Here is an 11624-nt window from a genome sequence, read left to right as displayed (position 1 = left end):
AATCTTACATGGCTATACAAGTACAAAGAGGTACAAAAGATATGCTACCACAAGATGCATATAAGTGGCAGTTTATTGAAGATAAATTAAGAGTAGTATCAGCAAAGTATGGTATTAGAGAAATTAGAACACCTATTTTTGAAGCAACTGAGCTTTTTAAAAGAGGCGTAGGAGAAACTACAGATGTAGTTCAAAAGGAAATGTACACTTTTGAAGATAAAGGCAATAGAAGTATTACTTTAAAGCCAGAGGGTACAGCACCAACTGTTAGATCATTTATTGAAAATAGTATGTTTGGTGATGCACAACCTACAAAATTATTCTATTTCACACCTTGCTTTAGATATGAAAAAGCCCAAGCAGGTAGATACAGACAATTCCACCAATATGGAATCGAAGTATTTGGATCAAAAGAGGCTACTGTTGATGCAGAACTTATAGCTTTAGTAATGAATTCTTTAAATGAATTTGGTGCTAAGGGATTATCTCTTAATATAAATAGTATAGGTTGTCCAACTTGTAGAAAAGCATATAATGATGCTTTAAGAGAGTATTTACAAAAAAACTATGAAGAACTTTGTGAAACTTGTCAAACAAGATTTGAAAAGAATCCAATGAGAATTATAGATTGTAAAGAAAGAAGTTGCAAAACAATAGTTAAAGATGTTCCTTTAATACTTGATCATATTTGTGAGGAATGTTCAGATCACTTTGAAGACCTTAAAAAATATTTAGATGTTATGGGAATAGAATATAAAGTAGATCCTCAAATAGTTAGAGGACTTGACTACTATACAAAGACAGTATTTGAAGTTATTAAAGATGGTTTAACTATCTGTGGTGGTGGAAGATATGATGGTCTTGTAGAACAAATTGATGGACCTGAAACTCCAGCAGTTGGGTTTGCATTAGGTCTTGAAAGACTATTAATGATACTTGATAAAGATGGAGTTGTTATACCAGAACCTAATAGATTTGATTTATTCATAGCTAATATGAGTGATGAAGCTAAACTTAAAGCTATGTTTATGGCTAATGAGCTTAGGAAAAAAGGTTTAAAGGTTGAGGTAGATCATCTTGGTAAGAAAATGAAAGCTCAAATGAAGTATGCTAATAAAATTGGGGCAGAGTTCTCAGTAGTTATTGGAGATTCAGAAATTGAAGAAGACACACTTACAGTTAAAAGAATGAGTGATGGCGAAAAATTTGAAACAAAGTTATCAAATATTGATGAAATAGTTAATATAATACTTAACAACAAGTAGGAGGATTTTATAATGGCTGAAGCGTTAAATGGACTTAAACGTTCAATAATGTGTGGTGAAGCAAGAGAAAGCCACATTGGACAAAAAGTTACCCTTATGGGATGGATTCAAAGAAACAGAAATCTTGGAGGTCTTCAATTTATGGACCTTAGAGATAGAGAAGGTGTTATGCAAGTTGTATTTAGAGATACTTTATCAGATGAATTACTTGCAAAAGCTAAAGGGGCAAGAGCAGAGTACTGTGTTGCTGTAACAGGAGAGATAGTTAAAAGAGAATCAGTAAATCCTAACATGCCAACTGGTATGGTAGAACTTATGGCTGAGGATTTAAAAATATTATCAGAGTCAGAACCATCTCCAATAGATATTAGAGAGAATAGTGAAACATCAGAACAATTAAGACTTAAGTATAGATACTTAGATTTAAGAAGAACTGATATGCAAGAAATATTTAAAATTAGACATAGAACAACTAAAGCTATCAGAGATTATCTTGATAATAATGGGTTCTTAGAGCTTGAAACACCAATGCTAACTAAGTCAACACCAGAAGGTGCTAGAGATTACTTAGTTCCATCAAGAAATTATCCAGGAATGTTTTATGCATTACCTCAATCACCACAATTATTTAAGCAATTATTAATGGTGTCAGGTTTTGATAAGTACTTCCAAATAGTTAAATGTTTCAGAGATGAAGATTTAAGAGCAAACAGACAACCAGAATTTACACAGGTAGATATGGAAATGTCATTTGAAGATCAAGAAGGAATAATGGCTTTAAATGAGGGGCTTATAAAGCATGTATTTAAAACTGTTAAAGGAATAGATATTCCGACGCCTATAAAGAGAATGACTTTTGCCGATGCTATGAGCAAATATGGTTCAGATAAGCCAGATGTAAGATTTGGAATGGAGATAACAGACCTTAGTGAAACAGTTAAGGATGTTGATTTCATGGTATTCAAAGGAGCTTTAGAAATGGGAGGAAGTGTTAGAGCACTTTGTCTTAAAGGTGGAGCTACAATGGGTAGAAAAGATGTAGATAGACTTGGAGAATTTGTTAAAGGATTCAAAGCAAAAGGTCTTGCATACATTCAATTAAAAGAAGAAGGAATCAAATCACCAATAGCTAAATTCTTAAATGAAGAGCAAATGAATTCAGTTGTAGAAGCTATGGGAGCAGAAACAGGAGATATCATATTAATAGTTGCTGATAAAGATTCAGTAGTATTAAAATCTCTTGGAGAGCTTAGACTTGAGCTTTCAAGAAAATATGACCTTGTTAAAGATAAGAGTGCATTTAACTTTACATGGATAACAGAGTTTGATCTTCTTGAATTTAATGAAGAGGAAGGCAGATATACAGCTGCTCACCACCCATTCACAATGCCATTACTTGAAGATTTACATCTTCTTGATACTGACCCTTCAAAAGTTAGAGCGCAGGCATATGACCTTGTACTTAACGGAGAAGAGCTTGGTGGAGGTTCAATCAGAATTCATGATACTAAGCTTCAAGAAAAAATGTTTGAAGTTCTTGGATTTACTAGTGAATCAGCATGGGAAAGATTTGGGTTCTTATTAGAAGCATTTAAGTTTGGACCACCTCCACACTGTGGATTAGCATTTGGATTAGATAGAATGATAATGTTCCTTGCCGGAACAGATAACATCAAAGATGTTATTACATTCCCTAAAAACCAAAATGCATTCTGTTACTTAACATCAGCACCAAACATAGTTGATGAAAAGCAACTTGGAGAGCTTGGAATAGAGCTTACTAAAAAAGAAGAAGAAAAAATAGAAGAATAATATAAAAGGCTTAGAATTTTAGGATTCTAAGCCTTTTAAAAGCAAATAAACTTTTATTTTTATAAAAGAAGTTTATTTAGTTAATAATATTAATAGTAGAGTAGGAATTTTACCTTTTAAAAATTATGTAATATTAAATTTTATATTTTTGTTAAATGATATAATTTTGGTTAATTAATCTCCAGAAATTTGATATAATTGGTAATATAGGTATTATAGGTTATTATCATATTTTATGGGGGGATTAATTATGAATTTACCAGAAGGATTTGGAATGGTGAGTATATCAATAGTGATAGGTGCATTCTGTGTCTATATGTACATGTTAGAAAAGAAAGCTAAAAAAATGCAAGAAACAGAAGAGGGGAAAAGAGAATTCTACGATAAATATACACCTAATTATGTTAAGAAAAAGCATAAGAAAATAGGGATACAACCACCAGGAAAATCTACAGTAGTTATAAAAACTAAAATGAGTAAAAAAGATAGAAGAAGAGCTAAGGAAGAAAATAATATTAAATAGTTAATATTTAGTTATTAAGTGAGGTATGAATTTGAGTAATGAATTAGATAAAGAAGAACTTGCAAAAAAAGAAATACTTGTAAGACTTAGAAGAATAGAAGGTCAAGTTAAAGGTATACAAGGAATGATGGAGAAAAATATCTGTCAAAAAGATGTTTTAACTCAGGTATCAGCTATAAGGTCAGCTATAAATAAAGTTGGGGTGCTTATAGTAGAGAATTATGCAAGAAATTGTATGGGAATCAAAGAAGAAGATGAGAATTATGAAGGTCTTCAAGAACTTGTAAAAACTTTAAATAGTTTTATTAAATAAAAAAGTAATGAGAATTATTTATTCTCATTACTTTTTTTTTTGAATTGAAGTTTAATTTTAGGTTTATAGATTGATTTAACTTTTCTATAGGTTTTGTTTTTAAAGGTTAAAATTATCCTTGTTATTGTTGAGGTAAAGACTACACCTAGTGCAAGACTTCCAGCAGATGCGAAAGTAGCAATTGCAAGACTCCAAGTTTGTGTTATATTTCCGTTAACAGCACTAGACATTGTATAATACATGCCACTACCAGGAACTAGCGGAATAAGCCCACAAACTACAAGGGTTGTAACCGGTGTTTTTAATTTTCTTGCAAGTATTTCAGCATAAGAACTAAAAATAACTGCAGAACCAAACATTGATAGTGTATTACTATCACTTGCATTTAGTATTAGTTTGTAGAAAAACCAACTGATACCTCCACCAATAGAGGCCCAAATAAGAAATTTTCCTCTAATATTAAATATTATAGAAAATGCGAAAGTAGCAAGAAAACAGGCTAGTGTTTCAATTAATAGTTGTTGCATTAAAAACTACCTCCTAAGTGGTTGACCCATATAGTCATAACAGCACCAGTTCCAATTGCAATTGATATTGCTATAAATACAGCTTCAGCTGCCCTTGTAAGACCTGATAAAAGGTCGCCAGCAATAGTATCTCTTATAGCATTAGTAATTGTAAGTCCTGGTACTAGAAGCATTATAGAACCGATTATAACATGGTTTATATTTATATCAAGTCCGATTTTATAGAAAAAGATTGCAGAACCTGCTGCAAGTGCACCGCCAAGAGCATTTACAAAAAAGCTATTAATTAAAAGTTTGTCTGCTGCAACAGCCATAAGTCGTATGCAAATACCTATAAAAAAACAAACTATACAATCAAGTAGTCTGCCACCAAATAAAATAGTAAGAAAGGCTGCTGCAAATCCAGAAGATAGAAGTGTTACTCCATTTGAGTAAACCTTACTATGATCAATTTCTTTTAAGAGTTCGTCAACTTCAGATACAGTATAACTATTTATTGCAAGCTCTCTTGAAAGATTATTTACTAAATGAATTTTTTGAAGATTATTACTTCTATTTTTTACTCTGGTAACTAATGTTTTAGTATTTTTTTCTTGGTCATATATAGAAACCATTATACCGGTAGGAGTAACATAACTTTCGGCAAAATCAACGCCGAATGATTTACAAATTCTAACGATAGTTTCCTCAATTCTATAAGTTTCAGCTCCACTCTCTAAAAGGATTTTCCCCGCGTAAGTAGAGACATGCAAGATTTTGTCTACATTCATTTCAAGCACCTCACAGTTTTTTTATTAATTATTAACATTTAAAATTCCCTAAAAATTGACTTTATATCTATACAATAAAAAACATAAATACTCTTTTAAATAGTGAAAAAGAATATAATATGTAGAAAGAATATACATTATATACTAATTAATTATATAATAGCATAAATGAAAAAAAATATATAGATACAGACTGGTTAATAAAGATTGAAAAAATTAAGTAATATACTTATAATATAATAAAAATATATAGTTGGGGTGATTAAATGGATTTTAAAAATTTACAAAATGTAGATTTAGAAGTTGCTCAGATAGTTGAGCAAGAGTTAAAAAGACAACAAGATGGTATAGAACTTATAGCATCAGAAAATTTCGCAAGTGAGGCTGTTATGGAGGCTATGGGGTCATATCTTACTAACAAATATGCAGAAGGGTATCCATCAAAAAGATACTATGGGGGCTGTTATGTTGTTGATAAGGTTGAGGATTTAGCTAGAGATAGAGTTAAAGAAATATTTGGGGCAGAACATGCAAATGTTCAACCACATTCAGGGTCACAGGCTAATATGGCTGTTTATTTAAGTGTTTTAGAGCTTGGAGATACAGTTCTTGGTATGAGTCTTAGTGATGGTGGTCATTTAACACATGGTTCAAGTGTTAACTTCTCTGGAAGATTATATAACTTTGTATCATATGGATTAAATGCAGAGACAGAAATGATTGATTATGAAAATGTTAGAGAACTTGCAGTTAAGCATAAGCCTAAAATGATAGTTGCTGGTGCTAGTGCATATTCAAGAACTATAAATTTCGCAAAGTTTAGAGAAATTGCTGATGAAGTTGGAGCTTACCTTATGGTAGATATGGCTCATATTGCTGGTCTTATAGCAGCAGGGGTTCATCCATCACCAGTACCTTTTTGTGATTTTGTAACTTCTACTACTCATAAAACTTTAAGAGGACCAAGAGGTGGACTTATTCTTTGTAAAGAAAAGTATGCAAAGGCAGTTGATAAAAATATTTTCCCAGGGATTCAAGGTGGTCCACTTATGCATACTATAGCTGCTAAAGCTGTATGTTTTAAGGAAGCTTTGCAACCTGAGTTTGTAGAATATCAAAAGCAAGTAGTAGTTAATGCTAAAGCTTTAGCTAGTGCATTAGAAGGCTATGGATTTAAAATAGTTTCTGGTGGAACAGATAATCATCTTATGCTTGTAGATTTAACTAATAAAGATGTTACTGGTAAAGAGGTTGAAAATCTTTTAGATACTGTGGGAGTTACTTTAAATAAAAATACAGTGCCAAATGAAACTAGAAGTCCATTTATAACAAGTGGAGTTAGAATTGGTACACCAGCGATAACAACTAGAGGATTCAAAGAAGAGGATATGAAAGAAGTTGCTGGAATTATAAATGAAACTATAGAAAATAGAAATGGTGATTTAGAAAATGCTAGGGCTAGAGTTAAAGCTTTATGCGATAAGTATCCATTATATTAATTGATAGAGGGGAGTAGAAATATGACCCATCAGATTAATAATTAATTTTTTTAAGAGAATTGACTTAGTGGTAGGAAACTACTGATAGGTCAGTTCTTTTTTTTATTTTGAAAGTTACTTTTTTGTTAAGCTTATCAGAATAAAAGTTTAAAATTTCAAAATGATGGTAAAATATAGAATAATATATATTTTAGGGGGATTTATGAAGAAAAAACTTAGCACAAATGCGGTGAAATCATGGTTTTTTGAGGGGCTTATAATTATGGGAATAGTTTTTATAGGTTTTATCTTTATGAAATATGGTACTGGAATTTTAGGGAGTTCAGGTTTTGAAAATTGGGTTAGTAGTAATGAAAAATGGACTAATCTTGCATTTATTACGGCATTTATAGTTTGTTTTATAGATACAGTGATAGCACCTACTTTTTCATATAAGCAATGGAGTTATATGATTAATGATGAAGAAATCTGGTTTAGAGAGGGGATATTTTGGTCTAAGGAAGTTGTGATTCCAATTGTTAGAATTCAAAATATTAACTTAAAAGAAGGACCTATAAGTAAAAGTCTTAATATTGCAGATATAACTATTGGGACAGCAGGTGGAAGCTATAAGATTCCAGCAATTGATAAATCAGAGGTTGATATTATAATGGAATTTCTTCGTGAGAAGGTTAATGAGAATGTTAAAAAAGAGCAAGAGGTAACTTATGGAGCAGAATAATTTAAATGAAGTTGTTTATAAATCAGCAAGTATAGCAGTTATTGTAAAGATGACATCCTTTGTTATGAATTGGATATTTCTTTATTTAGTATTTTTTAGAGAGCCAATAGTTTTAGTATCTGTTACATTGATAGTTTTAGGGTATTATTTAGTTTTAATGAGGTTTGAGTATATTAAAATATGCAAGGATGAGGTTTTTTATAATAGAGGTATTATAATGAAAAAATCTCTTAGGATTCATAAGGAAAGACTTAAATCTATGGATATATCTAAAAATATAGTTGGTAGAATATTTAATTTTAGTACAGTTAAGATAGAAACAGCTGTTATGGGAGGGGTGGAAGATACAACTATAAGGATGTATTTAAAGGATAATGAGATAAGTGAGATAAAAGAGTATCTTTTAAGTAATTTAAATAGTTATGAAGAAGAGTGTGAAAGAGAAGTTGAAGAGGTAATAAAGGTTGTAGAAAATATTGTTTATGAAAATAAGATTTCTGCTAAGGATTTATTTCTAGGTGGACTGACCTCGGCAGGATTTTTTATTGTAGTATTTGCTATTTTTCAAGGGGGATTATTTTTAGGTGAAATAGGTCAACAGGAAACAGTGGATAATACAATGGCATTTGCTATGAGCAATTTTTCAAAGCTTCATGTAGGGATTTTAGGAATTATTTTTATTGTTAGTTTTATACTTATAAATATTGCGGTTGGTATTGTGAATATAGTAAAGTTTTATAATTTCACTTTAGTTGTAACTGAGGAAAAGATAAATATAAAATATGGTCTTTTAAATGTTAGAGAATTTTCATTTGCTAGAAGTGATATAAAGGCTGTTGTGGTAAATTCAAATCCTATAAGACAAGTACTATCGTATAGTGATATAAAACTTGAAGTGAAGGGGTATAGTGGCTTTGGAGACGCTGCTATTATGCTTACACCTTTTATAAAAAATTCAGAATTAGATAAAATATTTAAAAATGTTCTATTAGGATTTATTATAGATGAAAAGGTTCAAAAATTTGAAAAAGCAAAAGCATTTTATGTGATGAAACCTATTGTTATTAATTTGGTTATTAGTATAGTATTATTTGTTGTTTTTAAAAGTCCCTATACACTACTTTGGAATCTGTTTTCTATTTTTAGTTTAATAGGAAGATTACTTATTATAAAGAACACAGAACTTTCTTTTAATAAAAAGGTGTTAAGAGGAGTATCAGGAGGATTTTATAAAGTAGAAAAAAGAATTAATCCAAGAAATATACAGGCTATAAGTGCAAAAGAGTCAAGACTTCTTAGTAGACTTGGAATTGCCAATATTTTAATATATTATTATAGTGAAGTTGGTGGTGGGTTAAGCCTTGCACATCTTAGCAAAGATAATTTACTAAGGATTTCAAGAACTTTGAGTAGTAAAGAGGATAGAAATGAAGAAGAAAATATTATTGGGATGGCAAGTGAAAATTTCAGTGTGAAATTAAAATAAACATAGATAAAAAAGGAGTATCAAAGCATAGTGGCTTTGATACTCCTTTGAGTTTAAGTTTAGCTATTTACATCTGATTTTATAAATACAACAAATCCTATGATTGCAAGAATTATTGTAAGAATTGCTACTTCAATTCCACCAAGTGAATGGCTAAGTATAGCCTTGCTATTAAACATTGATGAAAATACTTTTATTACTCCAACAAAAGGGAGGTTTAAGTAAGGTAGTGGTGTTATGTCAAACCATATAAAGTCTTTAGTAAATAATATAATTGTAATTATTGGTGCACCTATAAATATTATTAGACTTGAGGCTAATGAAGCTGCTGTACTTTTTGTTACTATTGAAAGCGTAAATGCTAATGTAGTAAAAAGAAGCACACTAAGGCTAAGATATAGTATTGCAAGTATAAGGCTTCCAATATAAGCATGAGTTACAATAACTCCTGATGAAATTTTTAAAATCGGAGTTAAGTAATCAGAAAATCCAAAGAGTATTCCACTTGATATTGTTAAAAGTATCATTGAACCAAATAGAACAAAGTACCCAATAATATAAACTGCAATAAGCTTTGATAGGAGAATTTTAAATCTTGAAACTGGTCTTATAAGTAGCAATTTTATAGTTCCTTTTGAGAATTCTGCTGAAATAAGTCCACTAGCAAGTATAAGAGTAAATACTATAGCAATCATTGAATATAGTGCAACGAATGAATTTGTAACATCCCTAGAACTAGCATTTTGGAATTGTGTTTGAGGAATATTATGTTCAAGGCTATACCAATTTGCTTTGATTTTATTATTAGTTATCATCTGGTCCTGTTTAAATTTAGCAACATATTGTTCGTAAGTTACACTTTTATGAGGACTAGATAGGAACTGAGTTTTTGTTGCCATTTGAGTTTGACTAGAACCTGCAAGTTGCTCAAGGTTTGTTAGTGTAGCACTTTTCCAATTTTTCTTGCTGAAAGGTATTTTATGGTCAACTCTATATTGGTCTATTTTAATGATGCTATTTAAAGTGTTGATAGTATCATTAAGTTTTGTGATTTGAGTTTTTAAGTCCATGCTTGTAGGTTCTTTTTTTAGTTTTGCATTTAAAGCTGTAAGTTCTTTTTCAAGATTTTTAACTTGAGCTTTATTACTAGTAATTTCTTTTGTGAAATACCCAATATAATTATTATTTTTAACATCATTATAAAGTTTAGTTTTTTTTGCATCAAGTTTTTTTAGTGCAGATGCATATTCACTACTTGGAATTGCTAGAGTTTCTTTTATAGTTTGCGGAGAAACTTGTGGTGGAAGACTAGCAAGGATAGTAGCTGGTGTTATATTTTCTTTTAATAGATGTATAGTATCAATTTGTGTTAAAGTCATAAGATACTCATTTGCTACATTATATCTCCAACCAGTTGCTTCAACTTTTGAATCAATTAAAAGTTGTACCTGTGCTTTTTGAGACTTTAAAAATGTCTCTTTATTTTTATCATTAACTTTTTTTGTATTTAATCCTTTAACCTCTCCATTTATAGCACCAAGTTGGAAGTGATACATATCAGTAGTAAATCCAGCTTCATGGCTCATAATTGCTTTAGGGATAAGAGGTACAAGTATTGATGATATAAATATTAAGGCTATTATTATCAATATGCTTGGTTTTACTAAAAATTTAGTAAGTTCGTTTGTTGTTAAGTTATACATTTTTTTAATCATAAAAATATCACCTACCTTATTTGTTTAGAGCCAGTTAATTCTATAAATTCATCTTCAAGTGTTTTTATAGAAGTTGAAATTTCAAAAATAGATAAATCATTTTGAACTAAAAGTTTACATATTTTTGCGATAGTTTCTTTACTAGCATTTAATTTTATTTTTTCATCAGTTATAGTAGCTTTTACATCACTAAAGTTTAGATTTATAAGATTTAATGTTTTGTTTATATCGTCAGTATCAATTACATAAAGCGATTCCTCAGTTTTAGAGTGTGTATTAATATCACTCATTGATTTGATATCTTTAAGTTTTCCACCATCAATGATACAGAATCTATCACACATAAGCTCCATTTCTGAAAGTAAGTGACTTGATACGATTACAGAGGAACCTTGTTCTGTTAAGTTTCTAAGAGTTTCTCTAAGCTCTTTGATACCCATAGGATCAAGTCCATTAGTTGGTTCATCAAGTATAATAAGTTTAGGGTTATGAAGAATTGCTTGTGCAACTCCAAGTCTTTGTCGCATACCTAGAGAATATCTTTTTACTTTCTCGTTAATTCTATTATCAAGCTTTACAAGTTTTACAACTTCATTAATTCTTTCTTGTGTTATGCCATCATGCATTTTAGCATAATATTTAAGGTTTTTTGTACCACTCATATAACCATACATTTCAGGGTTTTCTACTATACCACCGACATTTGACAGTGCTTTTTCAAAATCTGTTTTTACATTATAACCATCAATGATGATTTCACCTTCACCTATGCTAATAAGTCCTGTTATCATTTTTATTGTTGTAGTTTTACCAGCCCCATTTGGGCCAAGGAATCCAAAAATTTCACCAGAATTAATAGTGAAACTAAGATTATCAATTATTTTTTTCTTTCCAATAGATTTGCTTACGTTTTTAAGTTCAAGTATTGGTTTCATTAGTTGCTCCTAACATAATTTATTTGCCAATAAGGACATTGTCCAAAATTATACAGGT

General features: G+C 30.3%; 11 protein-coding genes. 7 read left to right on the top strand and 4 right to left on the bottom strand.

Annotated features, from left to right (window positions below):
• Positions 1 to 8: 8 nt before the first annotated feature.
• From hisS to Q0V24_RS00185, 4 genes are all read left to right on the top strand, one after another.
• On the top strand, positions 9 to 1265 hold the full coding sequence (gene hisS, locus Q0V24_RS00200) for a histidine--tRNA ligase (RefSeq protein WP_297517348.1): 1257 nt from the start codon (positions 9 to 11) through the stop codon (positions 1263 to 1265).
• 12 nt (positions 1266 to 1277) lie between these two features.
• Positions 1278 to 3077: an aspartate--tRNA ligase gene (gene aspS / locus Q0V24_RS00195; RefSeq protein WP_297517346.1), complete on the top strand. Its 1800-nt coding sequence runs from the start codon at positions 1278 to 1280 to the stop codon at positions 3075 to 3077.
• Positions 3078 to 3327: 250 nt separating this feature from the next.
• Positions 3328 to 3600 (top strand): hypothetical protein, encoded by a 273-nt coding sequence (locus Q0V24_RS00190; RefSeq protein ID WP_297517344.1) that lies wholly within the window; start codon positions 3328 to 3330, stop codon positions 3598 to 3600.
• 31 nt (positions 3601 to 3631) lie between these two features.
• On the top strand, positions 3632 to 3913 hold the full coding sequence (locus Q0V24_RS00185) for a metal-sensitive transcriptional regulator (protein ID WP_297517343.1): 282 nt from the start codon (positions 3632 to 3634) through the stop codon (positions 3911 to 3913).
• Between the two features lie 14 nt (positions 3914 to 3927).
• Here Q0V24_RS00185 and Q0V24_RS00180 read toward each other — a convergent pair whose 3' ends face one another.
• The gene (locus Q0V24_RS00180) at positions 3928 to 4440 is read right to left on the bottom strand and encodes a threonine/serine exporter family protein (protein WP_297517341.1); all 513 of its coding nucleotides are present in this window, start codon (positions 4438 to 4440) and stop codon (positions 3928 to 3930) included.
• Positions 4440 to 5210, bottom strand: coding sequence for a threonine/serine exporter family protein (locus Q0V24_RS00175; protein WP_297517340.1), 771 nt, complete (start codon positions 5208 to 5210; stop codon positions 4440 to 4442). Before Q0V24_RS00175 ends, Q0V24_RS00180 begins: the two co-directional genes overlap by 1 nt.
• 266 nt (positions 5211 to 5476) lie before the next feature.
• Between Q0V24_RS00175 and glyA the strand changes: the two genes are divergently transcribed.
• From glyA to Q0V24_RS00160, 3 genes are all read left to right on the top strand, one after another.
• Complete coding sequence (gene glyA, locus Q0V24_RS00170) at positions 5477 to 6709, top strand: serine hydroxymethyltransferase (RefSeq protein WP_297517338.1); 1233 nt, start codon at positions 5477 to 5479, stop codon at positions 6707 to 6709.
• Between the two features lie 202 nt (positions 6710 to 6911).
• Positions 6912 to 7430, top strand: a complete 519-nt coding sequence (locus tag Q0V24_RS00165) for a PH domain-containing protein (RefSeq protein WP_297517337.1) — start codon at positions 6912 to 6914, stop codon at positions 7428 to 7430.
• Entirely contained in the window at positions 7417 to 8916 is a 1500-nt protein-coding gene (locus Q0V24_RS00160) for a PH domain-containing protein (protein ID WP_297517336.1), read from the top strand. Before Q0V24_RS00165 ends, Q0V24_RS00160 begins: the two co-directional genes overlap by 14 nt.
• 59 nt (positions 8917 to 8975) lie before the next feature.
• Here Q0V24_RS00160 and Q0V24_RS00155 read toward each other — a convergent pair whose 3' ends face one another.
• Positions 8976 to 10631: an ABC transporter permease gene (locus tag Q0V24_RS00155; protein WP_297517334.1), complete on the bottom strand. Its 1656-nt coding sequence runs from the start codon at positions 10629 to 10631 to the stop codon at positions 8976 to 8978.
• A gap of 11 nt (positions 10632 to 10642) precedes the next feature.
• Complete coding sequence (locus tag Q0V24_RS00150) at positions 10643 to 11566, bottom strand: ABC transporter ATP-binding protein (RefSeq protein WP_297517332.1); 924 nt, start codon at positions 11564 to 11566, stop codon at positions 10643 to 10645.
• Positions 11567 to 11624: the final 58 nt, after the last annotated feature.

Origin of the sequence: uncultured Clostridium sp. (assembly GCF_947039605.1) — a bacterium.
In the GTDB taxonomy this organism is placed as follows: Bacteria; Bacillota; Clostridia; order Clostridiales; family Clostridiaceae; genus Sarcina.
The sequence above is the reverse complement of the archived record's forward strand: the minus strand, read 5'-3'. Positions and strand labels throughout refer to the sequence as shown.